Below are 25,559 nucleotides of genomic sequence, written 5' to 3' on the forward strand. Positions count from 1 at the left end.
TTCTATAGAGTATGTCAGATAAAAGAAAAAATATGTTTAGTTTTCCTAAAGGCCGAATGCACACAAACATGCTAATGTATTGTTGTTGCTGTTGTTGCAGTCTTTTAGATAAAATTACAAACACTATTATTTCATTTATTAAATCTATATTATCATGGTATCTTCTTATAAAACCTTTACCCTTACTGAGCAATTAACTAATGAGCAAATTGCCTTTTTTAACGAACATGGTTTCATCCATTTCAAAAAATTTATAAATCCCGAAACTGTTTCATCAATCATTGATGCCTCAAAACAAGTAGAGCAAAATTGGATTGAAAATGATCTTCAAAAAGTAAACGGTGTTCCTATTAAATATGGAAAAGATTTAGACGGTTCTCCAATTGTACAACGTTTTGCTTTTATCAATCAACATCATCAAACTTTAAGCGGTCTTTTACTTGATCCAAGATTCGATGGTTTATTACCATTGGCAGGCGATGGCGCTAGATTAGGAACGGAAGAAAAAGACGGAATGGTTTTCAATCATTATATCAATGGGCCAGAAAGTAAGTTTACTAAAATGGGCTGGCATACAGATGGTTTAAGAGATATTTTTTATGGTGCAAAATTAAACCCAATGCTAAATGTGGGGATTCATTTAAGCACTTTAAAACCTGAAAATGGCGGTCTTAAAATCATTCCGGGAACTCATAAGCAAAGTATTTATCAAATGCTTTTCCGCAAAAAATACTTTTTAGATAATAAACCAGATGCAGAGGAAGTTGCTATCATTCCGGAAGCTGGAGATTTAACGATTCACGATGGTCGTTTGTGGCACAGAGTTGCAGAATCCTCTATTATAGGCGAAGAGAGTAGAAGGAGAGTTATTTATATTCCGATTATAGCCGGAAAATATGCTCCTAAAAATGAGAACAGTCCAACGGTTTTCTATCAGCGCTTTGCGGGAATTGTTAAATAATTATGCTTATTATCCTCGCATTTAGTTATCTGGTTAGATCAGGTAAACTAAAAAGTACGACCGATTTTTTAAAAAATAGTCAGAGAAAAGTAAAACTTAAAATTGCAAAACTAGAATTGGCTATACTTTCTGGCTTACAAATATTGCGCTATTAATGGGAAAAGAAATACAGATTGAAGATTACAGTGCAATTGCACAAAGAACATTTTCAGACCGTAAGCGAACTAATATTTTAAAAAGTGCAGAACAGTTAACGATTGTATTTTTGCTTCCAAAAGTGCCTAAATTCATTTCGCCAAACGTACTTACTTTAATTGGTACGTTTGGTTCAGGATTAATTTTTATAGCCTTTGTTTTAGGTACTTATTTAACAAGTTGGTATTTGCTTTTGGGTATTATCGGTTTGGTTATAAATTGGTTAGGCGATTCTTTAGACGGAAGATTGGCTTATTATAGAAATATTCCGCGTCGTTGGTATGGTTTTGCACTCGATATTATTGCCGATTGGATTGGTATTGTACTCGTAGGCTTTGGTTACTACATTTATGCTAAAAACGGCACAGAAATAGTAGCTTTTGCTTTTGTCGCATTATATGGTTGGTCTATTATTATCAGTCAGTTACGCTACAAAATTACAAATGAATACAGTATAGATTCCGGCTTTTTTGGTCCAACGGAACTTCGATTTATTATTGCTTTAATTTTAATTACAGAAGTTTTATTTCACGGATCAATTACTTATCTGGCTGGCTTAATTTCTATTATCTTATTTATAATCAATACTATTGATAGCTTTAAACTTTTAAAGTTAGGCGATTTAAAAGATAAAAACCAAGTCTGAAATGTTCCCGAAAAAATCTGTTTACACTTTTCTTCAAGCACAAGTTGCGGCATTTTTAGGTGGCATTACCGATTATGCTTTAATGATTTTATTAACAGAAGTATTTGAATTGCATTTTACTTTTTCTATTCTAATCTCCGGAACCATTGGCGCAATTATCAATTTTAGCATCAATCGATTTTGGGTATTTAAAACTCAATCCGGTTATAGCAGCCACATCAATAGTCAGCTTTTTAAATTTGCGTTGGTTGTGTTAGGAAGCATTTCCTTAAAATCATTTGGTACGCTTATTTTGCAAAAAGTATTTCAAATCGATTATAGAATCGGAAGATTAATCACGGACAGTTTTGTTTCGTATGGATTTAATTATCCGCTGATTAAATATTGGGTTTTTAAAGTAAACGAAAAAAGAATGTAATCGAATAAAATTAGAATATAAATAACCAATTAAGTGTTTTCTTCTAACACATAGAAACATAGATTTTATATGTAAAAGAAGAATACAAAAAGAAACTAGTTTCTCACACATAGCCAACTATGTTTTTTTGAATGAGTGAAATGCCTTTTTTAAGCGTCCTAAATCTATGTTTCTATGTGTTAAAAATAATTGTAACCAACAGGTTATATAAAAACTTCGATATGAATAATTTATCACTTAAATATTTTACAAAATCACTAATCGTAATAACGATCTTAGTAACTATAATTTCTGAAAATGTAAGGGCACAATCCAAAAATCCATCGCCATTAAATTTTCCAACGCCTAAAAACATAGATAATATGTTATTTTACATTCAGCGTGACCCAAATATAAATACTGCTATTTATGCCATAAATTATCAGGAAAATGGAAAAATAAACAAAAGCAATCCTATAAAAGCCTATTGGATTCGATATGCTGAGAATGGAGAAAAAAAAGATTTAAATTATATGCAACGCAAATTTGCATACGGCCTGGAAAGCAAAACCTTGAATAATGAGGAATTTGAACTTCAATTTGTATCGTATAAAAAGTTGCCTTTGACCTTGAAAAAGATAGATTCAGATCAAAAATATCATGTTTTTGTAAGTGTAAATCAGAAGAGAATTCAAGTAGAAAAAATATTCGTGCGTATTGAAGGAGGTTCTTTTTGGTTACCAAATGTAAAGTATGCCGAAGTTACCGGAGTTGAGACTTCTTCAAATAAAATAATTACGGAAAGAATGTTATTGAAATAAGATTCTATAATATCAGTTATTCTCAGGTATCCGAAGTTTCCCGACTTCGGATACTTTTTTTATGTCTAATATCATTTTAGCAATTTTGCTTTTACATCATTTTTTTAAATAAGATATAAAATCCAATTATCCCGGAAAAACTACCAATAAATATAGTGTAAGAGTTTTATAATCAAACAGAAAGCTGTTTTTTGAATTAAATCTACTGGGAATTTTGTAACATCCTAGCGGAATTAAATACTTCTTAGTCTTCTCTCATTTGTACCTTTAATACTGTTATTAAAACTATTATAAAATCAAAATAATTAAGTTATGGCAGAAATTAAAATTGAGAAGAAAAAACCAGTATGGCCTTGGATTGCAGTATTACTGGTTATTGGAGGAATTATATATTACATCTATTTTGTGGATCATGAAACTCCTGCCGAAAGCAGTACACAAATCGAAAATACCACAAGTGCACAATAGAACATAATGACTGGGAAATACTAAAGTTAAACCCAGTTGAAAAGTGAATATTAAAAAAAAGAAATTATGGAAAGTAAAGATAAAAATTTATACAGGTTAGACGAACTATCGGATTATAAAATCGCATCAAATTATTCTGATGTAAGAGGATGGAAAATTGTTGATTCTGATAATCAAACTATAGGCGAAATTGATAATTTGTGGGTTAATAAAGATATGCAACGTGTTGTATATTTAGATGTTAAACTAGACAAACGATTGTTAGAAGACAGCCGAAATGAGGTTAGAGATGTTATAGCAAATGACAACGGAAAAGAGTTTATTTATAAAGAAGGAGCGAGCCATATTATTATACCAATAGGATCTGTAAGTATAAATAAGGACACGAAAATTGTTATGGCGAACAGTTTAGGTTACGATACCTTTAGAAACACAAATAGATATGATAGACAGCACAATTTTGACAGGGAATATGAAAGAAGAGTAATGAATTCTTATTATCCTCAAAATAATCCTGATTCTGTGTATTATAGTGACGATGATTCCTTTTATAACCGCAGAGAATTTGACAATAAATAGTACTTTTTTCAGATTTCATGCAAACTGTTTAATTTAAAAAAAACGATCATGGAAACCCAAATCATTGAATTAGAAAAAAAATACTGGAAGGGAATGGAAAATCATGATTATGATACCGTAAAAAATCTTACGCTGTTTCCTTGTGTAATTGCCGGTAAAAATGGTGTACAAAGTGTAGACGAATCTAATTTTAAAAAGATGTTTGAATCCGGTGATGCCAACAAAATAAAAGTAGTAGCTATTTCTAATGTAGAAACCAAGTTAATTGCTGAAAATACGGCAATAATTGGGTATTTAATTGAACTAGGAACAGGAGATGACAAACAAAATCAATCCATGAAATGTGTCTGCACTTCTACATGGATTTCAAAAAATAATAACTGGGTTTGTGCACTTCATACAGAAACAGAATTGTCTCACTGAGATTCTAAACAAGAAAAATTAAACTAAAAAAAGCTCTAAATAAATCATTTAGAGCTTTTTTTTAGCTTGTTATTGTACCAATTAATTTACTTTTTCTATCAACATTTTTTTTGTTCCCATATCAATTTCCTGTTTCAAAATTTGATTGGTTTTAGAATCAATATAATAAGTATTTATCACTTTATTTTGCGAAATACCATCTGTCACAGTAACAATCCACACAGATTTTCCGGCAAGGAAACCTTTTTTTGTATTGGTTATATTTGCTTTAAGGATTGCAGCTTTTGTTGCAGGATTATAATCAAAAATCGTTATTTCTGTTTTATAATTTTCCTTTAACGGAAGCCAGCGAATTATTTGAGGATAAATATTACTGTCAAAAAAGTCGCCGGTTGTTTCTTCTTTGATATCTGTTTTTTTGTTATCCTTTTTATCCAGATAATAACCAGTTGTTTGTTTTCCGAAATTAAGGTTTATGTCTCTTTGAGTGTTGACAGAAGTATGTTGTACAGGATTTAAATTAGGAAGTTCCGCTATAGTTTCATCAATCCAGTCCGGCATATTTTTCATTTTTACCGTTGTAGTGATTTTTACTGTATTTTTTGTTTTAGAGATTTTAGTAAATACCTTTCCAATTTCAATTTTTGCAGTATCCCGAATTGCAAACCAATTCATTTCATACTCTTCATTTTTAATTAGTTTCTCAATAATTTCATTGTGACCAGGAGATTGTATTTTTTCTTGGGCATTTGCAGTAAAACATAGTAAAGAAAGACCTGCCGAAAGAAGAAATAAGGATTTCATAGATTTCATATAGTATATTTTTATACCAGTTAGTGTGCGAAAAGTAATAAAAGTTACAACAGACTAATTTGTTAACGTGACATATTGATACAGTTTTGCCGGGTTTTCTGCTTCAGTAATTAAGAACTGAGCAACATCGGCTCTTGAAATCTTACCAACTTTCATTCCTTTTTGAAGTTCTGATAATACTTTATAAGATAAAGTCTGATCTCCATTAGTAAGCATACCGGGTCTAATAATTTCCCATTTTAAAGCACTTTTGGTAATTAGTTCTTCCATCATTGTTTTATTGATGTATTGCTCTTTCAGGAATAGGGAAATCACTGTTCGCATAAAAAAGCTTAGATAGTTTTTACTTTCGCCTGCTCCAAAACCTGTAATTACGAGAACTGGTGCAACATAATTTATATCATCAGTAACCTTTATCAATGTTTTGGCAATATCAGAAAATAGGGTAGTTGCTTTTTTATTTTTTGTTCCAACGGTTATAAGTATCGTATCAGAACCTTTTATTGCATTTTTTAAATCAATTGGTGATGTTGCACTTCCGTTTATTTTGATGAGTTTAGGATGATTCGGGATTTGGTCTGTATTTGTTGATAATGCCGTAACGGTATGTCCGTTTTTAAGCGCTTGCATTACAGCTTGTAAACCAATTCCGGCGCCGGCTCCTATAATTGCTATGTTCATTTTAGTTTATTGATTTCGTTTGTAGATATTTTTCAGCAATGCTTTTTGGTGCGACTAATAAACTTTCGCTTCCCCATTTCCATTGAGTTCCCGTTGTTGTCAGGATTTGGGCTCCAGCTTCTTTAGCAATAAGTAAACCCGCAATCCAGTTATAAGTATCGATATCTTCCTGAACAAACAAATCGATTCTTCCTGCACCAACATAAGCTAATTGCAAACCGTGTGGTCCGTAATTTCTAATTATTCCAAAATTATCGAGTAGTTTTGTTACGGTCGAACCAATTTTTTGATTCAAATTATTATTTGATTTATCCTGATGTCCGTATTCAAAAACAGCCAGCATTACTGCCAAATCTGTTTTACGGCTAAGCTCTAATGATTTTCCATTCATAAAAGCGCCTTCGCTATCTTTTGCCCAAAATATTTCATTGGCTAACGGATCATAAATTACAGAAAAGAACGGTTTTCCATCGCGAATAAGTGCCAGGTTTACGGTCCATCCGGCAATATGCTGAAGATATTGTATCGCGCCATCCATGGCATCGCAAAGCCAGTATTCTTGCAGTTCAGCTGGATTTCTTTGTGAATTGGTATCAAACTCGTCGCCAATATGCCAGGGAGTATTAGGAAATTCGGGAGCTAAGTCATCTTTTAAAGAACTAAGACACAAATTGTCAATGTTTTCTAATTGTTTTAAAAGCTCATCCATAGTTTGTGGAATCGCATTTTGTTTGTAGTCTTTTAAAAAGACGTCGCCTATTTTTCGTACTGCATCCAGTACGATCGGAATATTAATTTCGTTTTGCATTTTGTTATCGTATTAATTACAATGCAAAGCTAGGCGGAGTATGGCTTTTAAAGTAGTTGCAATAAAGGGAATGATAGTCCTAATCACGGAATTTTTTCCGAAATTCAAGAGGAGTGAGGTTTGTTACTTTTTTAAAAAGTTTTCCAAAATAAACCGGTTCGTCATAACCCACTTCATAAGCTACTTCCTTGACATTTTTATCTGTAAAATACAGTAATCTTTTGGCTTCTAAAATAGAAGCTTCCTGAATATGAACCGATACCGGACTTCCGGTTAACGATTTTACGGTATCATTTAGGTGAGCCACGGAAATTGAAAGTGCCGCAGCGTATTGTGCGGGTTGTTTCCAGATTTTAAAATGCTCTTTGGTTAATTTTATAAATGTCTCCTTAATTATAATACTGCGGTTTTCCTTCTCTTTATCAACAGAGATATTTGAAACGAGTTCAGCGGCAATGAGGTTTAAAAGTGCATTCAATAAAGAATGAATACTTTTTTGAATGTAGTTGTTTTTATTTTCTAACTGTATTTTTTCTATTAAATCCATGAGAATACTCAGCTGCTGAAAGAAATTAGATTCTTGCTGAAGTAAAAAGGGATTTTCGATTTTATTTTCCAGAAGCTGCAATATTTCTTTACTGGCCAACGACGGATCAAAACTGATCATCCATCCTTTTGGATTTTCGACATCTATAATATGATGAACTTCTTCCGGAAATACACAAAGCAAGGCTGGAGCAGTAAATTCGACATTTTCAAAATCAATATTTAATTTGAATTTTCCGCTTAAAGCGAACATCAATTGACAGTGATCGTCCCGGTGTGGTTTCGAGATATCGTGTTCTTCAATTTCCCGATCTTCCATATTCACAATAATAATTCCTGCCTTGGCAAGAGGCGAAAGTTCAAATTGTGTAATAGTTTGGTTTTGATTTTTCAAGATTAGAATCGAAGTTTACAAAAAAATGGATTAGTTATAAGTTGTAAAAATAGAGATTAAAACATCAAATTTAAAATCAATTTTTTGTGGTTTGTTTTAATTGATGTTATTAAAATCTATCTCCATTTTTGAAACTTATCCTTATTAGTTTTTCCTTTTTTTAAGTTGAAATATATTTCCTTCCGGATCAATTCCGTCACAAAGCCAAAAGTTATAATCGTCAAAAGTTTTTAATTCTCGCATAGGAATGTTTTTTTCAATAAACTCTTTTCTAATCAGTTCTAAGTCGTCATCAATCTCAAAAACGATTTTAGTATTATTGTCAAATTGGTGATTGGGTTCAATTTGTTCCATGTATTTTTTTCCAATTTTATGAAACCCAATATTTACATTCCCTGCGTTGAGTAAAATCCAAATTTCATCTTCTTCAAGAACTTTCAAATTGAAGTTTTCGACATAGAAATTTTTAAGAAGCTGAATGTTTTTTACATATAGAATTATCGTGTCAAGTTTTGCATTCATTTAGTTATTGAATTTGTTGTTGTCTTAGATTGAGTTAGTTCAAAAATTGTCCACGATATTCTGTTGGAGTCAATCCGACTTCTTTTTTGAATAATCTTGAAAAATAAGGTGGGTTTTCAAATCCTAATTGATAGGCTGTTTCTGCTACAGTATTATCTGTGCTCACCAATAGATTTTTAGCCTCAGCGACCAAAGAAATATGAATGTGTTCTAAAGCTGTTTTGCCTGTTTCCTGTTTCAATAGATCACTTAAATATCTTGCAGATAAAGATAATTTTGATGCCATATATTTTACGGTCGGCAATCCTTCTTTTTGAAGCTTTCCACTTTCAAAATATAATTTAAGAATCTCCGTAAATCTGGTAATAATTGTTCCTGATAGCGTGGCTCTGTTTAAAAACTGTCTCTTGTAGTAACGCTGCGAATATTTTAGAATTGAATCGATATGAGTGAGCATAATATCTTTGCTGAAGTCATCCTGATTGTTGTAATATTCCAATTTTATTTTATAGAATAAATCCCAGATAGTTTCTTCTTCTTTAGGTGATAAATGCAAGGCTTCATTAACTTCATAATCAAAAAAGCCATATTTTTTAATTTCGGAATAAAGGTTTATATTCACTAAAAAATCTTCATCGATATAAATCATAAAGCCTTTTTCGGTAAGTTCAATGTCACTCATTGTAATTCTCTGACCAGGTTTTACAAAAGCCATCGAGCCATTGTCATGATCATATTTCGTCTTTCCGTATAAAATAGTGCCTGATTTTACTTTTTTTAAAGCTATTTTATAAAAATCCATTGTGAATTCTGTTTCAGCAAATGTGCATCCTTGCAATTCTTCAAAAGTTACCAGCCCAAGCAGAGGATTTTCCGGAGGCGGAAATCCGTTTGAGGTATAAAGCTCGCTTATCGTTTTATAGTTTTTCATGCTTAACAATTTTAGGCATTATAAATTTACATTTAAAAAGTTTATGTGATGTAAGCAATTTAAATTTCTTCAAGATAGGTCAATTCTGGCGGTGCAATAAGCTTTCCGTTTAGAAAAGTAAAAAAGCGTTTGATATAATCTTGTTCCAAATGCCAGTCATACGTTTCTTTTGAAGTATAAATCGCAAAAATTACTATGGTATTTGGCTCTTCGGTTTTTCGCATTAGAACAAAATTTTCACATCCTTCTTCGAGTAAAATATGAGCTTTTGTTTCAATTGCAAGCGGAAGCACTTCCTCGATGAACTCTGGATTAATTTTAAGTGCGGCATTTGTTATGACTTTATTCTTCATTTGCTTAATTTATTTCGATTATTTGATGCTTTTTAATATTGAACTTTCAAACATTTTTGGGGCAAAATGCTGTAGGAATACAATCATACCAGACATTTTTCCAACCGGATTACTGAATTTTGGTTCTTTTGTTCCAATTAATTTGGTAATAATTTTTGCCACTGCATCTGGTGATTCTGCTTCGTCTAAACCTTTTTGAGTAGCAGCATTGACTTTTTTTCTGTAAATATTGTAATCCGGAATACTTCCTGTTGAAGAAATGGCATTGTGCCCAAGATTGGTTTTAAACCAAACAGGTTCAACAACACTAACTTTAATATTAAAGGAATTTAGCTCGAAGCGAAGTGATTTGAAATATCCTTCAACTGCATGTTTTGAAGCAGAATAGTACGATAAATTTGGAGGTCCAATCAAACCAACAATAGAACTTACGGTTATAATTTGTCCAAATTTTTGTTTTCTAAAATAAGGTAATAATGCATTAGTAACCTTAACAGTTCCCCAAAAGTTGGTCTCAAATTGTTTTCTGGCTACATCTATAGGAGTTTCCTCTGCAATACCAGTAATCATAAAACCTGCATTGTTAACCAAAACATCTAATTGTTTTGTTTCAGAAGACAGTTTTTCTTTAAAGGCAAGAATTGAATTATCGTCATCAATATCCAGACGTATTAATTTAAAAGGAACTTTATATTTTTCCGGTTCACGACTGGTTCCAATTACATTAAATCCTTTCTTGTGAAGATCGTTTGCTAACATCAATCCAAAACCTGAAGATGCTCCTGTGATTAAAATTGTTTTGCTCATTTTTATTTCTTTATATGATTAATAATGAGGCAAAGTTAGAGTAGGAGTTTACGTTAGTGCTTATACAAAAGTGGGAAGACGTGATACATTCTTACGTCCATTTTAAAGCTTGACTTTATATAAAAAAATGCAATGAACTGCTTTCGCAACCTGACAATATTTAGTATTGCTATAAACTCAATTAATTTTTAAGTATTCATTTATTCTTGACAGTTGACTTTGTGAAGTATTGAGACAAACACGTTCGTGTGGTTTATGATGGAACAAATCCAAAGGAAACAAAAAAGCTAAAAAGTAACACTTTTTAGCTTTTTTATTTGATTCTTAATAAGTTCTATTCGATGGTTTTATTTGTTTTCGTAAGGTCAAAGTTTAAATTGGTATTCAATATAATTCCATTATTGTTTTGAAAAACATTTTTTCCGTCTATTTGTCTTCCCAACTGTACGATTTGATTTAGATAACCTCCTTCAATTCTTATGTTTTTATTAAATCTGTAACCTAATAAAATTCCAATTCTGTTTTGATCAAAAACGTTCATATTTACATTTTTTCCAAATCCAATAAAAATTTCGTCATAGAAAGCTAAATAAGGCGTTTTGTCTTTTATTTCATTTCCTTTTAAAGGCACCTGAACTCTTATCATATATCGCATTCGGTTCAATAACGGAAATTCGTCTTCTGTTGTCTCATTTATAGAACTATACCTGCCTACAAATCTTTGTTCTAACATAAATCTATGCGAGAAATCAACGATTCCTTCTTTATGATTTAGTTGTACCATTTCAAAAATTCTATGTTCTGTAAAATCTCTGCCCATTCCATTAATAGGTATTTCTCCATAAGGATAGGTTTCGATCCAGCCATAACCAACCCGGAATTGAACTCTTGAATTTAAGTTATAATTTAATCCAACCCTTAATAAGCTTTGCTGCCATTGGGTAATCATTTCATTTCTTCGCCATTGGTATTCAGTATGTATTCCAAATTTTTCTGAGATTTTAAATGTTCCAAAAAAGTTATACCATCCAATGCTGTTGTTTGTATTAATACGATTATTTTGCCCGATTACAGATTGTAAACTGCCAATTAAAAAAACGAGAATTAATACATATTTTTTTTTGTTCATTATTTTAAGAATTCAAGGGTTCCGTCTGTCAAATTATAAAACACACCTACGATTTTTATTTCTCCTTTATCTTCCATTTCTTTAAGAATTGGACTTTTTTTGCGAATTTGATCGATAGCATAAAGCACGTTGTTTTCTGAAACGTGTTTTACAAATTTATCATTTTTTGACGTTTTTTCACCATTAAAATCTTGACTCATTGCTACGGCAGGTTTTATTTTTGAAAGCATGGCTGTAATATTTCCCAATTTTACATCATCAATTGCGGCTTTTATAGCGCCACAGTGCTGGTGTCCCATTACTAAAATCAATTTTGCGCCAGAAACCTTACAGGCAAATTCCATACTGCCTAATAAGTCTTCGTTTACAAAATTTCCTGCTACACGTCCCACAAAAATATCGCCCAAACCCTGATCAAATACATCTTCGACTGGTACACGGCTATCGACACAACTTAATACAACCGCTTTAGGAAATTGTCCTGGTGCCGATTTTCGGGCTTGTTTACTATGGTCGCGAACCGTAGTGGTACCGCTCTGAAAACGCTTATTTCCTTCTATAAATTCCTGTAAAATTGCGTCAGGCGTAAGTCTGGTTTGTTCTTCCTTTGTCATTACATGAGAAACTACAGGTTTTACAGTTTCTTTTAAGGTAGAATTTGAATTTGATTTTTCTGTTTTTGTTTCGCCGTTACAAGCAATCAAAAGTGCCGCTGCGCATAGCATTACCAATGATTTTAATTGATTCTCCATTTCTTTATTTTAAATTAAATCTGCCTACTTTGTAAAACGGTGTTCGGCATTTCCGTTTAATATTCGTTCAGTACTTATATATAACAGGAAAAGAGGTTGTTTCCCTACTTGAAGAGTTTGTAAATTTAAATTTCACTTTGCTATTGTTGATATGTATTGGTTTATTCTCTCACATAGTCCCGAAGTCCTATGACATTGCGATTAAACATAGACGAAAAAATCTTTACTTATCAAAATGGTATCTATTGGTAATGCTTTGGTATCTGGTATCGTTACTCTAAGTTTTAATTTTGTCAGAAGTAAATTTTAAAATTAAAATAAAATGAATAAGGCATTATTATTAATTGATATACAGAAAGAATATTTTGAAAATGGAGCTTTAGAACTTGTAAATCCTATTGCTGCAAGTGAAAACGCCAAGAAACTATTGGAGCATTTTAGAAAAGAAAATGGGACTATTGTTCATGTTCAGCACATATCCGGAGAAGGTTCTCCAATTTTTGTTTCAGGTACAAAAGGGGTAGAAATTCATGAAAATGTAAAACCGCTGGAAGGAGAGAAAGTAATTACCAAACAATTTCCTAATAGTTTTAGAGAGACTGATTTATTGGAATATCTTCAGTCAAAGGAAATAACACATTTGGTAATCGCGGGAATGATGACTCATATGTGCATTGACGCGGGTACAAGAGCTGCAGTTGACTTTGGATTTGAATGTACTGTAATTGGAGATGCCTGCGCTACAATGAATCTTCAAATAAATGGTAATGACGTCAAGGCTGCAGATGTTCATAATGCATTTTTGGCGGCATTAGAATTCTTTTACGCAAAAATCACCACAACAGAAGATTATTTGCTTTTGTAAAATAAAAAGTAAATAAGGAATCACTTTTATAAAATGAGCCGTAATTTATTACTGCTCATTTTTTTTGGTTTGAAGTAATTTGTAAATGAAGTTGTAAATTTGCTTTAATTATAACATTATAACAAATCTTAAAAGCAATAGAAACGGATTTGAATAGGTTAACTAATTAAAGAAAATGGAAACAGTTAAATTTCATAAAACAGAATGTGGCGTTGAAATGCTTCTCAATGTATTACATGGCGATATGCTGAGTGAGAGATATTTGGAACGCGATACTTACAATACTGATTTTTTTGAAATATTGCTTTTTAAGACTGCCAAAGGATCCTTAATTTTAAATCAACAGAAAATCAATATAACAGATAATACGATTGTTTTTATTTCTCCTTTTCAAAAAAGGCAATGGACTTTGGAGAAAGAAGGATTGGATTATACTGCTCTGGTTTTTCAGGAAAATTTTCTTAATGATTTTTTTTCGGACAAATTCTTTACGTATCGGCTTCTTTATTTTTATCAATTGAATTATCCCTTAAATATTAGTATTGAAAAGGAAGAACTTCAAAAAGCGCTTGACAAACTTATGGAAATCAAATCTGAACTTGTCAATAGCAAAACAGACAGTATTCATATTATACGATCTCTTACTTATTACCTGCTTTTGAAGTTCAACAGAATTTATGCTGATAAAAACAATCTTTCAATTGATAGGGCAGAAAATAACTTTGGTTACCAATTCAAACAGTTATTGGAAATACATATCAGACAGAAACAGCGTATTGACTATTATGCCGATTTATTAAATGTGAGCAGGATTACAATTAACAATTGTGTAAAAAAGCAGTTTAATGTTACCGCAACAGAACTCTTAAAACAGAGACTGCTTTTTGAAATAAAGAATGACCTGATACATTCCGGAAAAACTATTGCTGAGATAGCCTATGATCTTCAATTTTCGGAACCCGGACATATGATGCGATTTTTCAAAACGCAAACAGGAATAACCAGCAGCCAGTTCCTTTCAGATTACCAAAATGGTATATTTTCATAGCATTTTCATAAGGTTATTACAGAATAAGATAAATTTACAACAAAGAATTGCTATGCTTTAAATGAAAGTTTAAGGTGTAACAATTTCAATCCATTAATCTGCTTTAAGGCAGTAAAATTTTTAATATGTTCAAACAATACAAATCCAATAAAATATATTACCAAAGTACAATAACACTAGCAGGACCTGTTGTAATTTCACAATTAGGTCATACTCTGGTGCAGACTTTTGATACCATTATCATAGGGCATTATGCCGGAACTATATCTTTGGCGGCAGTTTCTCTCGTTCATTCTGTTTTCATGGTCGTTTTGGTAATTGGATTAGGCGTTGCCTACGGATTGACACCTTTAATTGCGCAGGAAAATGGAAAATCAAATTTTAAGGAATGTGCTGAGCTTCTGTCAAACAGTTTATGGCTTAATGTAGCCGCTGCAATTTTTCTTTTTTTAATAGTATATTATGGTTCTATGTTTGCGATGCAACATGCAGATCAGGATCCTCAGGTTGTAGAAACAGCAAAACCTTACTTGCTTATTTTAAGTTTATCTATTCTGCCTTTAATGATATTTCAGACTTTTAAACAATTTGCCGAAGGGCTGGGTTTTACAAAACAAGCAATGTCCATAACGATATGGGGAAATGTACTAAATGTAATTATTGCAGTTATTCTGGTAAAAGGAATGTTTGGAATTGAGCCAATGGGAGTTCAAGGAGTAGGAATTGCAACATTGATCGATAGGGTTTTAATGATGCTTGTTATGATGTGGTATGTACTTCGTTCAGAGAATTTTAGGGTTTATATAAAACATTTCGCTGTTAAGTTTGTTGATTTTTCAAAAATTCTAAAAGTGGTAAAAATAGGATTGCCTGTGGCGATGCAGTATGTTTTTGAAATTGGAGTATTTGCAGTTGCAGCTTTAATGGCTGGCAATATAGGCGCAACGGAACAGGCTGCTCATCAAACAGCAATAACTCTTGCGGCAATGACTTATATGATGGCAGGAGGAATTGCATCGGCGGCAACTATTAAGGTCGGAAATAGTTTCGGAAATCAAAACTACAAAAGACTCCAGAAGTTTGCTTATGCATCTTACCATTTAGTTATCATTTTTATGATGTTCTTTGCGGTAATTTTTACACTCTTTAATCAATATCTACCTTACTTAATAACAAATGATGCAAGTGTTGTAGCGCTCGCTGCACATTTATTGATAATTGCTGCGCTATTTCAGCTCTTTGATGGTACACAGGTTGTTGGACTGGGAACACTAAGAGGAATGGGAGATGTAAACGTTCCTACTTTGATAACCTTTGTCGCTTATTGGCTTATTGGTCTGCCTGTGGCTTATGTTTTAGGAATTTATTTCGATGGAGGAGTAAAGGGAATCTGGTACGGTTTGACTCTGGGATTGTTGACATCATCTGCCTTACTGTATTTAAGATTTAGATATGTGATAAATAAAGTTTTGGAAAAATAATTTATAAATTCAATCATTAAAGTACAATGTCTGTTTAGGATTTAAGACATAAAAAAATCCCATTTCTAATAAAATGGGATTTTTTTTGTGACCTATAAAAAACAAATTTCAGTTTAAATATCTTAAGCAGATTGATAATTTATTATAGTAATTGGATTGTTAATATTAATGAAAGGTAATGTTAAAAATGCCATAACTTGAGTTGTAATATTAAGTTGTTTTTTTGATATAAAAATTTTTTTATGGAAAATAACAATGATTTAGGCAGAAGAAGGTTTCTTAGAAATTCTTTATTGGTTGCTGGAGGAGTTTTCATCGCTCCACTTATTGAAAGCTGCAACAACGATGACAATACGGATAACAGCGGTGCGCCAGACGGAATGAAAAATGAAGGGTTTGAGACAGGAGTAGCCAGTTTTGATCCTACTGAAAAAGGAGTGATTATCTGGACAAGATATTCAACAGGTTCAGATGCTGAAATTACCTGGGAGTTAAGTAAGGATGCCTCATTTTCTGAAGTAACAAGAAAAGGGCAGGTGGGAGCATCTTCTACAAATGATTTTACAATCGCGGTAGATGTTCAGAACATTCCTTCTAACACAAAATATTATTATAGATTTTATAATGCCAAAACCAAACAAGTAACTTTTACGGGAGAAACAAGAACGCTGCCGTCTAAAACAGATATTGTAAATGATGTAAAAATGGCAGTTGTTTCCTGTTCTAATTTTCCGGCAGGACTTTTCAATGTTTATGGAGCGATTGCTTCTTCAGATGCCGATGTAGTAGTTCATCTTGGAGATTATATTTATGAATATGCGCCGGGACAGTATGGAACAAATCCTTTTACCAACGCATTAGGCAGAGAACATAAACCAGCAAGAGAGATTCTAAACCTCAGCGATTACAGAGAACGATACAGACAATATAGAGGAGATAAAAATCTTCAGCTTTTGCATCAGAAAAAACCTTTTATATGTGTTTGGGATGATCATGAGTTTGCTAACGATACTTATAAATCCGGTGCAGAAAACCATCAGCCGTCTGAAGGAGATTTTCAGATGAGAAAAATGGCTGCTTTTCAAGCTTATAGCGAATACATTCCACTAAAAACAGGAAAAGACCTTAGAATTTACAGAAGTTTTAATTTCGGTACTATTCTTTCCCTTTATATGATGGATACCAGAGTAATTGCAAGAGATAAGCAAATGAGTTATGCTGATTATATTGATAATAGCGGAAATTTTGACCAGACAAAATTTAGAACAGATCTTTTAAGCCCAAGCAGAAAATTAATTGGAAGCGAACAAATGACTTGGTTAGGATCACAGATCAATGCAGATACTGCTAAATGGAAAGTGTTAGGTCAACAGATCTTAATGACAAAAATGCTTATTCCTGCAGAGTTGTTGCTGCTTTTGAACCAAATTTTAGCAGAAGTTGGTCAATTAGGAAGCGCACAACCGGCAACCATGCAGGCTCTTGTTAATACAATCTCTCAACTTGTTGTTATTAAAATGAGACATAAACAAAACGATCCTTCTTTGACTGCTCAGGAAATTGCGAGAGTTACCACAACTTTGCCATACAATCTGGATGCCTGGGATGGTTATTTTGTAGAAAGAGAACAATTGTATGCGATGCTTTCCGGAAAAAATGTTGTGGTTTTAGCAGGCGATACTCATAATGCATGGTTGGGTAAACTTACCGATATGCAGGGAAATCATATAGGAACTGAAATAGCTTGTAGTTCTGTTTCGTCTCCAGGATTGGAAGCTTATCTTGGAATTACCTCAGATCCATCAAAAGCGGTAGAGTTAGCACAGGCATTTACAGTATTGATTGATGATTTAGAATATGCAAATTTGTATAAAAGAGGTTATACGTATCTTAAATTTACAGCATCATCTTCTGAAGCTGAATGGAGATTTGTTGATAGTGTAACAACTGACACGATCACTACTGTTACAGAAAAAAAATATACTATAGCATAAAAACCTCATTCGGCACTGATTGAATTTTTTTGAAAAGTGTCAATAAGTACATTAATTAAATCGGAACAGGAGTAATCGTGTTCCGATTTTTTATATCATTATTTATCAGCATTATATGATAGTTCAGTTTTTGAAAACAACTTGCCTTCAAATCACACAACAAACAGACCGAATTTTAAAAGAATTCTAAACAAAAAAAGGAAACAGCGAGTAAACGCTGTTTCCTTTTTTATTAGTTTTTATGTAAAACAATTAGATTTATCTGCCGCTTGAAGCTGTTATTTTTCCTAATTGAAGTCTGTAGTCAGGTCTTTTTGTATTAAGTATGTCAACAAAAGTTTCTTTGTTATCAGTTTGTGAATAAACATTAAAGAATACACTGTTTCCGTACCAGTTTTCTAAATCTGCATTGTCAGCTTTGTTTTCTGTAAAGATATTACCGCTGCATTGATTAAAGAACATTTCTTCAAATCTGATTTTTTTAAGATTAGCATCATTGATTTCAGTTTTGCTGTCTATTAGTACTGCAGGATTAAAACCAGAAATTACAGTTCTTTTCATTTCCAAAGATGAATTCTCAGCAACATAAATAGCTTCTTTTATTAAACCTGACTGAATATCGGCTTTAATATTTTCACTGTCGTTTAACATTGTCAAGTTTGTAGCAGTAACAAATGTTGCTTTTTTAGTAAAGTCAGTTTCGTTTTTCTTTTCATATGTTTTTACTTCCATACATCTTGAACCGTCTTTGTTACTTGATAAATAAGATGATCTCAAGGCTAATGAATTAAATAAACGACATTGAATACCTTGTGTAAATTTAAAATCATCATTAATTGATTTATATGAAACTAGTTGAGAAGCGTTTACGTCTCCACCATAAAAGGCAAATGAATCTCCGCCTGAGTAACTTACCATGATGTTTTCCAAAATGGTTTTATTTCCTACTCCTGCAATAGTCAATGCATTAAAAGTATCTACTCCTTTTACTTTTTTACCGGCAAATTCAATTCGCACATATTTTAAAACTCCTGAATTGGCTGCAGGATTATTTCCTCCATATACAGTAAGTACAGGATCAAGATCCATGCTGTAAGAACCAACGTTTCCAAATTTATTTATCGGAGCATCACCAAGAATTACAACGCCTCCCCAGTCACCTGCTTTTTTCATGCTCTGGTTTGAAGTAAAAATAATAGGATCTGTTTCTTGTCCGACCGCCATAATTTGTGCTCCTTTTGTAATTACAAGTGTTCCTTTTGAAACAGCATCTCCAATAATTACTGTACCTGGCTCAATAGTCAACACAGCGTTATTCGTTACATATACATTTCCCTGAAGAATATATACATTCCTTTTTAGCAATTTTGTGTTTTCTGTGATATTTCCAGCTAAAATTTGATTTGCGTCTTTGGAGTCAGTCTTCTGAGGTTTGAATTCTGTCCAGTTATCCAGCCAGTTGCTGTATCCTATAATTCCTTTTTCCTGCTGTGCATTTACTAAAACAACTGTCATTAGTAAGCAAATAATTAAAGTAATTTTTTTCATAGTTTGGGGCTATTAGGTATTATAAATTCTTTAGGATCGCTAAAGCTCTTTTCTTGCAGAGCTTTTTCAAAAGTAGATAAACTTGTTTGAGTTTTAATAGACTTTACTTATATTTAACTATAAGGGAATAAAATTTAACACTACGCATTATTTCTCTTTGATCAACCATTAAATAAAAGACTTCGACCGATATATTACATCACTTTTTTAAAGTATCAATATTAACTTTCTACATCAATTATTCAATTTTAAAGTTAAATAAAAAATATGATAAATAAAGCTTTTTTTAAAGAATTATTTATCATCCATTTATTTAGCAGTTCGCACACATACTACAAAGTCTGCTAATAAATTGGTTACAAGTGCGTTGAGCTAGATTGCAAAAAAAATATTTTATGAACCTTTTATGCTATTGAGGTATTAAAATCTATTACAGAAGCTGGAAATGTATTGAAAATTCCAGTCTCATTTGAAGTTAAAGCTACTCTTATATAGTTTATTTGTTAGTTATAAAGTATTTTTTGAAATTTAAATGCAAATTATATTCATTTACTTTCGTGATTTTTAATAGATGGAGTAGAAGCAATTTCATAACTTTAAATTAAAATAAAAACTCTTTCAATAAATAGTACGTAAATGAATTAAGGTAAGTATTACAAAGGAGCTTATAATAGGAATATTAAAGTGTAAAATTAATCTTAAGGTATCTGTTTTTATATAAAATTAAATATGTTTTTTAATGAAAAATGTAAAAAGCAATTCGATATATACAGCGTTAATTCATTATTCTGAGAAATTTGATTTAAATTTTAAGATAAGCTAAATTTACATAGATTTGTTTTTTTGTATAATATTGGCTTTTAGATATTACTTTGGAAATAAATATTGTCTTAGCAGAACTTCAAAACCAAAACAAATCCGTTTATAAAAATGTCTTCAATCAATTTTATAAAGGGATGGTTCTTTATGCCAATAATTTTCTATTTGATCAGCAAGCCAGTGAAGATGTAGTTCAGGAAGTATTTATTTCCTTATGGGAAAATGCAAAAGATATTGAAATCAAAATTTCCCTAAAAGCATATTTGTATGCAATGGTTCGCAATAAATGTTTGAACTATCTTAAATCCTTAAAAGTTACAGACGATTTTAATTTAATTGATATAAGTTCGATGTTGACTATCGAAGAAGATTTGGATTTAATTTCTGAAGAAGAAAAAACAATTGTCTACGGTCAGATTTTAAAAATTGTCGAGACTTTTCCTGAAAGTATGCAGCAAATTTTTAAACTTAAATTTATTGAAAACTATAAATATTTAGAAATTGCTGAAGAATTAGGTATTTCTGTCAATACAGTAAAAACACAACTTTCAAGAGCAAAAACTAAAATCAATCAATCTTTGGTGGTTGTAATTGCTTTATTTGCAACCCGATTGTAAGAAAGTTATTTAGGTTTGAGTTAAATTTAATTTTTTCTTCATTTTTTCTTAAACTTTTGTCACCCATTATTCTGTTATGCTTGTCTTAGTTATAAATTACATCAAGTAATTGTTAATTTAAAGAGATTCTGCAAATGGAATTTAAACTGATCATAAAGAAAATAAACGATACTCTTTCCCCAAAAGAAGAATCAATTTTTGCTGCGTGGTACAACGAGTCGGACTCAAACAAAGAATACTTTGAAAGAGTAAAAAATAATTACGAAAGCGAAATCGAGGAAATAGATCTTGATCGAGCCTGGAAAGCAATTGACAAAAAAGTCAGCCCAAGAAAAAATAGAAAAGCCTATTACAAATATGCAATTGCAGCTTCTGTAGCATTATTAATTGGAGTTACTTATTTTAAATCTTCAACATCAACTTCTAATAAAGTCATTCCAACTGTTGTTGAAAAACCAGTTGATGGCGTAACCTTAACTTTATCAGACGGAACTAAAGTAGTTTTGAGCGATCACAAAAATGGTGTTATTGCCAATCAGGAAAATGCTGTTATTACCAAAGACGAAGAAGGACAAATTCGTTATGAAGGAAATAACACGGAACAAAAAGGAAAAGTTGCTTACAATACTTTAGTAACTGCAAACGGAAAAACTTTTCAGGTGCAATTGCCAGACGGAACCAATGTCTGGATGAACGCCGGATCATCATTAAAATACCCAACTTATTTTAGCGGAAGCGACAGAGCTGTAATCTTAACCGGTGAAGCATATTTTGAGGTTGCGCATAACGAAAAAATGCCTTTCAGAGTTTTCTCAAACGGTCAGGAAGTAGAGGTTTTAGGAACTCACTTTAATATCAAAGCCTATCTGAATGAGCCTGTAATGAAAACCACTTTATTAGAAGGTAAAATTAAAATCAGTGAAGGCGATAATAATATGCTCGTAAAACCGGGACAACAAGTTATTGTATCTCTGGGTAAACATGCGATGAATATTACGAGCGTTAATACGGAATCGGCATTGGCATGGAAAAACAGATTATTTTATTTTGAAAATGCTAAATACGATGAAATCATGCGTGAAATCGAAAGATGGTATGATGTCGATGTAGTTTATAAAGGAAAAATTCCGGATGAGCGTTTTGAAGGTGCAATCCAAAAAGACTTAAAATTAGATCAGGTACTTAAAATGCTTGAAAGTAAAGATGTTCACTTTAAAGTTTCAGGAAAGGAGGTGATTGTGACACAGTAAAAATGTGCTGCAAGAACTTAACACAAAAAAAATACCCAAAGCGTTCCCGCGCCTTGGGTAGTATAGTGTAGTTCTTAATAAAATATAAACCAATCCTATTTAATAACTAACCGTTCAAATGTAATGAATTTTTTAACTAATCAAAAATTAAGTAAACGCCGTGATTTTGACCAAAAAGGTAAATTCAGGCCTAATAAAGCAGATGTTTTGAAAAAAATGATTCTTCTATTGTTTGTATTTCTTTCGTATTCAGCGAGTGCGCAAAGCAATAAAACCGTTACCATAGAGGGAACAAATCTGACTTTTAAAAAAGTATTCGATAATATTACCAGACAAACAGGCTATGTTTTTTTCTATAATGTAAAGATTTTAGACAAAGCAAAACCAGTGAATTTGAATATTCAGAAAAAAAGTGTTTCAGAAACCTTAGGAATTCTTTTTGACAATCAGCCATTTGCTTTTACCATTCAGGACAAAACTATTGTAGTCACTTCTACAAGTCCTGATAATAAAACAGGTTCAATTGAAGTAAAAGGTAAAGTGCTAAATACAAAAGGAGATCCTTATCCGGGTATAAATGTTTGGGTAACAGGAACCAGAATTGGCGCTGTAACAGATTTTGACGGAAGTTTTACATTACACGATGTACCTTCAAATTCTGTAATTGAAGCTTCAGGATTAACTATCGAAACGGTAAGATTACACCTTGACGGTCGGTCCAATATAACAATTACTGCCAAAGAACAAGTTTTGCTTATGAATGAAATTGTGGTAAACAATGGATATCAAAAAGTAGACAAAAGACGTTCAACAGGTTCTGTAGCTGTACTTACGGCAAAAGACCTGGATAAAATTCCCGTTTCAAATATAATGCATCAGTTAGAAGGTCAGGTGGCAGGTTTGGCAATTGACGTTTTAGATTCTGATAATACATTCGTTTACGGAAATTTATATGGAGACGGAGCTGCAAAAACAAGTTATAATTTCAGAATCAGAGGACAATCTACTTATAATGCCAATAGTTTACCCTTGATTATTCTGGACGGAACGCCAACAGAATTGGACATCAGAACGATAAATCCAAAAGATGTTGAAAAAATTACCTTCCTTAAAGATGCTGCTGCCGCTTCTATTTATGGTGCAAGATCTGCTAACGGAGTTATGGTAATTGAAACTAAAAAAGGAAAAAAAGGGAAAACAAGATTCAGTGCTTCTCAAAATTACGGAATTGCCAACAAACCTTCTTTATCACGTTTACCATTAATGAACTCTTCTCAGGTTTTGAATCTGGAACAGGAATTAGTAGATAAAAGAATCGTTACAGATCCTTTATATGCTACTAATTTAAACAATTCAACCCCAATTAGTCAGGGAATGGAGTATATGTTTCAGGAACAAAGAGGAACTATTACAAATGCTCAGAAAAATGCGCAATTGGATATTTTGAGAGGAAGAAACAATTACGATCAGATTACACAATATTTAATGCGTCCATCAGAATCTAATTCTTATGATTTCTCTTTTAGCGGAGGCGAAAATGACTATACTTATTTTACATCAGCGTCTTTTTCTAACGAGAAAACACAATCTATAGGAACTGGCGGTAAACGTATGACATTTACTGTAAATCAGGATTTTAAATTATTGAATTATTTAAAAGTTAGTACAAGTTTAAAAGGATCTATTTTCAATTTCACTCAAAATGGTTTAGGATTATCTCCGCTTGGATCTTCATTGACAACCTTTTTGCCATACAACCAAATCGTGGATGAGAATGGAAATTCAGTTTCTTTTGAAAAACGTTTTTACAGTGCAGCCGAGCAAAATCTTCAAAATCAGGGTTATTTACCATGGACATATAATTATATAGACGAGTTGAATAACTCCAACAAAGGAGCAAAAGAGCAAAACTATTCTGCTAACATTTCGGTTACAGCGCCTTTATTAAAAGGTTTGGATGCAGTTGGTACTTATTTTATCGAAACATCCAGCGCAAACAATAGTGTTTTAAATAACGCGGATACTTTCTATGCCAGAGATATAGTAAATATGTACACCTATCTTAATCCTGCTTCAAATGAGCTTGTTTACGGAGTTCCGCGTGGAGGAATTTATCAAGGAATAAGATATGGTAAAGACAGTTACACAGGAAGAGGACAATTGAATTATAATAGCGTTTTGGGCGGTAAACATTCTATAGATGCATTAGGCGGAATTGAATTTAGAGAAACTAAAGAAGCGAACCAAACAGGAACATTATACGGTTATAATGAAAATTCACAAACGTCAATTGATCTTCCGGCAAATATTGCGAATACAGTTTACGGATATACATCTGGAATATCGTATAACAATTCACTAAAAAACCAAACACGTCGCTTTTTATCGTATTATGGTAATGCATCTTATTCTTATGATAATAAATATACCATTTCAGGAAGTGCGCGTCTTGATGATTATAACAATTTTGGTGTTGACAAAAGTTACAGAAGAACACCGCTTTGGTCAACAGGTGCAAGATGGAATATTACCAAAGAAAATTTCATGCAAAATGTAACCGCAATTAACAGTTTGACTTTAAGAACAAGTTATGGTTTCAACGGAAATATTAGTTTAACAGCATTTCCTTTCACTAATATAGCATTAGCAGATATTGACACTTTTTCACAACAACCTTATGCATCTATTAGTGCGGCTGCAAATCCTTCGTTGCGTTGGGAAAAAACTGGTATTTTAAATTTTGGACTTGATTTCAGTTTGTTCAATTACAGAGTAAACGGAACTATAGAATATTATAAAAAGAACAGTAAAGATTTAATTCAGGAATTTCCGGTTTCTCCGTTTTACGGATTACCAAACGGAAACTTAATTAGAAATACTTCAACACTTGAAAGTCATGGAATTGATTTCAACTTAAACGGAGTAATCATCAAAACAAATGATTTTAGTTTTGATATGAACTTAGTAACCTCTTATAACAAAAATTTAGTTACAGATTCAAGATTTACCAATTATTCTGTATATCTAAATGGAACAGGTTCTACACCGCCAATTGTTGGATATGGATTTAATAGTGTTTTTGCTTTTAGAAATGCAGGTTTAAATGCTGCCGGATCAACTCAGGTTTATGACAAAGACGGAAATATTGTGCAGGCAAATACACCTTTAAAAGATATGGCAGATATGAAATATATGGGAACTTCTACGCCTAAATATTATGGTAGTTTAAGTGCTAATTTAACCTATAAAAAAGTATCGCTTTATCTTTTGGCAACTTACAAATTAGATTATGTATTGTTTAAACCAACTTTTGATAACTACATAACCAGATATAATAGTTTTAAAGGATATGATTTAAATTCAGAGATTGATCAAAGATGGAGAAATCCTGGAGATGAAGCAACTACAAATGTTCCTGGTGTTCGTGGTATGGCGGGATATAGTTATCCGAGATATGTTTTTAGTGACAACCGCGTAATTGACGGAGATCATATTCGTTTTAAAGAAATTTCTTTGAAATATGATTTGTCTAATTTATTCGCCAATACTTTTATTGATGGCGCTTCTTTAACTTGTTCTGCAAGAAACTTAGGAATCATCTGGAGAAAAAACAAAGAAAATTTAGATCCTGATTTCTTGCCTTACACTGGGACATACATGAAATTACCGCCAACTGCAATGTATTCAATGGGATTCAATTTTAATTTTTAA

25 protein-coding genes are annotated in these 25,559 nt (G+C 32.1%); 14 read left to right on the top strand and 11 right to left on the bottom strand.

All coding sequences use genetic code 11. The features are described from left to right. The first annotated feature begins 154 nt into the window (after positions 1-154). The 7 genes from WN975_RS04960 to WN975_RS04990 all read left to right on the top strand — a co-directional run bounded on the left by WN975_RS04960 (position 155) and on the right by WN975_RS04990 (position 4,490). On the top strand, positions 155-961 hold the full coding sequence (locus WN975_RS04960) for a phytanoyl-CoA dioxygenase family protein (protein ID WP_337965512.1): 807 nt from the start codon (positions 155-157) through the stop codon (positions 959-961). A gap of 154 nt (positions 962-1,115) precedes the next feature. Continuing rightward, positions 1,116-1,802, top strand: coding sequence for a CDP-alcohol phosphatidyltransferase family protein (locus WN975_RS04965; RefSeq protein ID WP_337965513.1), 687 nt, complete (start codon positions 1,116-1,118; stop codon positions 1,800-1,802). Position 1,803: 1 nt separating this feature from the next. Further along, positions 1,804-2,220, top strand: coding sequence for a GtrA family protein (locus WN975_RS04970; RefSeq protein WP_337965514.1), 417 nt, complete (start codon positions 1,804-1,806; stop codon positions 2,218-2,220). A gap of 221 nt (positions 2,221-2,441) precedes the next feature. Beyond that, positions 2,442-3,020, top strand: coding sequence for a DUF4833 domain-containing protein (locus WN975_RS04975; protein WP_337965515.1), 579 nt, complete (start codon positions 2,442-2,444; stop codon positions 3,018-3,020). Between the two features lie 312 nt (positions 3,021-3,332). After that, positions 3,333-3,488 (top strand): hypothetical protein, encoded by a 156-nt coding sequence (locus WN975_RS04980; protein ID WP_337965516.1) that lies wholly within the window; start codon positions 3,333-3,335, stop codon positions 3,486-3,488. A 66-nt stretch (positions 3,489-3,554) separates the two neighbouring features. Next, positions 3,555-4,067, top strand: a complete 513-nt coding sequence (locus tag WN975_RS04985; protein WP_337965517.1) for a PRC-barrel domain-containing protein — start codon at positions 3,555-3,557, stop codon at positions 4,065-4,067. 48 nt (positions 4,068-4,115) lie between these two features. After that, the gene (locus WN975_RS04990; RefSeq protein ID WP_337965518.1) at positions 4,116-4,490 is read left to right on the top strand and encodes a DUF4440 domain-containing protein; all 375 of its coding nucleotides are present in this window, start codon (positions 4,116-4,118) and stop codon (positions 4,488-4,490) included. 81 nt (positions 4,491-4,571) lie between these two features. On the opposite strand, the gene WN975_RS04995 is transcribed toward WN975_RS04990, so the two are convergent. The 10 genes from WN975_RS04995 to WN975_RS05040 all read right to left on the bottom strand — a co-directional run bounded on the left by WN975_RS04995 (position 4,572) and on the right by WN975_RS05040 (position 12,226). Beyond that, positions 4,572-5,303 (bottom strand): hypothetical protein, encoded by a 732-nt coding sequence (locus WN975_RS04995; RefSeq protein WP_337965519.1) that lies wholly within the window; start codon positions 5,301-5,303, stop codon positions 4,572-4,574. A gap of 54 nt (positions 5,304-5,357) precedes the next feature. Beyond that, positions 5,358-5,984: an SDR family oxidoreductase gene (locus WN975_RS05000; RefSeq protein WP_337965520.1), complete on the bottom strand. Its 627-nt coding sequence runs from the start codon at positions 5,982-5,984 to the stop codon at positions 5,358-5,360. A gap of 1 nt (position 5,985) precedes the next feature. Next, on the bottom strand, positions 5,986-6,792 hold the full coding sequence (locus tag WN975_RS05005) for an inositol monophosphatase family protein (protein WP_337965521.1): 807 nt from the start codon (positions 6,790-6,792) through the stop codon (positions 5,986-5,988). A gap of 79 nt (positions 6,793-6,871) precedes the next feature. Continuing rightward, positions 6,872-7,732 carry a helix-turn-helix transcriptional regulator gene (locus tag WN975_RS05010; RefSeq protein WP_337965522.1) on the bottom strand — a complete coding sequence of 287 codons (861 nt, stop codon included), beginning with the start codon at positions 7,730-7,732 and terminating at the stop codon, positions 6,872-6,874. Between the two features lie 144 nt (positions 7,733-7,876). Continuing rightward, positions 7,877-8,254: a hypothetical protein gene (locus WN975_RS05015; RefSeq protein WP_337965523.1), complete on the bottom strand. Its 378-nt coding sequence runs from the start codon at positions 8,252-8,254 to the stop codon at positions 7,877-7,879. Positions 8,255-8,288: 34 nt separating this feature from the next. Further along, a complete protein-coding gene (locus WN975_RS05020; RefSeq protein WP_337965524.1) occupies positions 8,289-9,185 on the bottom strand; it encodes a helix-turn-helix domain-containing protein in 897 nt (298 codons plus the stop codon). A 59-nt stretch (positions 9,186-9,244) separates the two neighbouring features. Beyond that, positions 9,245-9,538, bottom strand: a complete 294-nt coding sequence (locus WN975_RS05025; RefSeq protein WP_337965525.1) for a putative quinol monooxygenase — start codon at positions 9,536-9,538, stop codon at positions 9,245-9,247. A gap of 18 nt (positions 9,539-9,556) precedes the next feature. Then, the gene (locus WN975_RS05030) at positions 9,557-10,345 is read right to left on the bottom strand and encodes an SDR family NAD(P)-dependent oxidoreductase (protein ID WP_337965526.1); all 789 of its coding nucleotides are present in this window, start codon (positions 10,343-10,345) and stop codon (positions 9,557-9,559) included. Between the two features lie 334 nt (positions 10,346-10,679). Continuing rightward, positions 10,680-11,474 carry a DUF2490 domain-containing protein gene (locus tag WN975_RS05035; RefSeq protein ID WP_337965527.1) on the bottom strand — a complete coding sequence of 265 codons (795 nt, stop codon included), beginning with the start codon at positions 11,472-11,474 and terminating at the stop codon, positions 10,680-10,682. Further along, positions 11,474-12,226: a carbonic anhydrase family protein gene (locus WN975_RS05040; protein WP_337965528.1), complete on the bottom strand. Its 753-nt coding sequence runs from the start codon at positions 12,224-12,226 to the stop codon at positions 11,474-11,476. Before WN975_RS05040 ends, WN975_RS05035 begins: the two co-directional genes overlap by 1 nt. 322 nt (positions 12,227-12,548) lie before the next feature. Between WN975_RS05040 and WN975_RS05045 the strand changes: the two genes are divergently transcribed. The 4 genes from WN975_RS05045 (at position 12,549) to WN975_RS05060 (ending at position 17,614) form a co-directional block, all read left to right on the top strand. After that, the gene (locus WN975_RS05045; protein ID WP_337965529.1) at positions 12,549-13,091 is read left to right on the top strand and encodes a cysteine hydrolase family protein; all 543 of its coding nucleotides are present in this window, start codon (positions 12,549-12,551) and stop codon (positions 13,089-13,091) included. 175 nt (positions 13,092-13,266) lie between these two features. Then, entirely contained in the window at positions 13,267-14,139 is an 873-nt protein-coding gene (locus tag WN975_RS05050; protein ID WP_337965530.1) for a helix-turn-helix transcriptional regulator, read from the top strand. A 125-nt stretch (positions 14,140-14,264) separates the two neighbouring features. Further along, positions 14,265-15,620: an MATE family efflux transporter gene (locus WN975_RS05055; protein WP_337965531.1), complete on the top strand. Its 1,356-nt coding sequence runs from the start codon at positions 14,265-14,267 to the stop codon at positions 15,618-15,620. Between the two features lie 242 nt (positions 15,621-15,862). Further along, entirely contained in the window at positions 15,863-17,614 is a 1,752-nt protein-coding gene (locus WN975_RS05060; protein ID WP_337965532.1) for an alkaline phosphatase D family protein, read from the top strand. Positions 17,615-17,872: 258 nt separating this feature from the next. On the opposite strand, the gene WN975_RS05065 is transcribed toward WN975_RS05060, so the two are convergent. Beyond that, entirely contained in the window at positions 17,873-19,162 is a 1,290-nt protein-coding gene (locus WN975_RS05065; protein ID WP_337965533.1) for a hypothetical protein, read from the bottom strand. 872 nt (positions 19,163-20,034) lie between these two features. Between WN975_RS05065 and WN975_RS05070 the strand changes: the two genes are divergently transcribed. The 3 genes from WN975_RS05070 (at position 20,035) to WN975_RS05080 (ending at position 25,559) form a co-directional block, all read left to right on the top strand. Beyond that, positions 20,035-20,598, top strand: coding sequence for an RNA polymerase sigma-70 factor (locus WN975_RS05070; RefSeq protein ID WP_337965534.1), 564 nt, complete (start codon positions 20,035-20,037; stop codon positions 20,596-20,598). A gap of 134 nt (positions 20,599-20,732) precedes the next feature. Beyond that, entirely contained in the window at positions 20,733-21,848 is a 1,116-nt protein-coding gene (locus WN975_RS05075; RefSeq protein ID WP_337965535.1) for a DUF4974 domain-containing protein, read from the top strand. Positions 21,849-21,971: 123 nt separating this feature from the next. Next, on the top strand, positions 21,972-25,559 hold the full coding sequence (locus tag WN975_RS05080) for a SusC/RagA family TonB-linked outer membrane protein (protein WP_337965536.1): 3,588 nt from the start codon (positions 21,972-21,974) through the stop codon (positions 25,557-25,559).

Origin of the sequence: uncultured Flavobacterium sp., assembly GCF_951805225.1 — a bacterium.
Lineage (GTDB): Bacteria > Bacteroidota > Bacteroidia > Flavobacteriales > Flavobacteriaceae > Flavobacterium.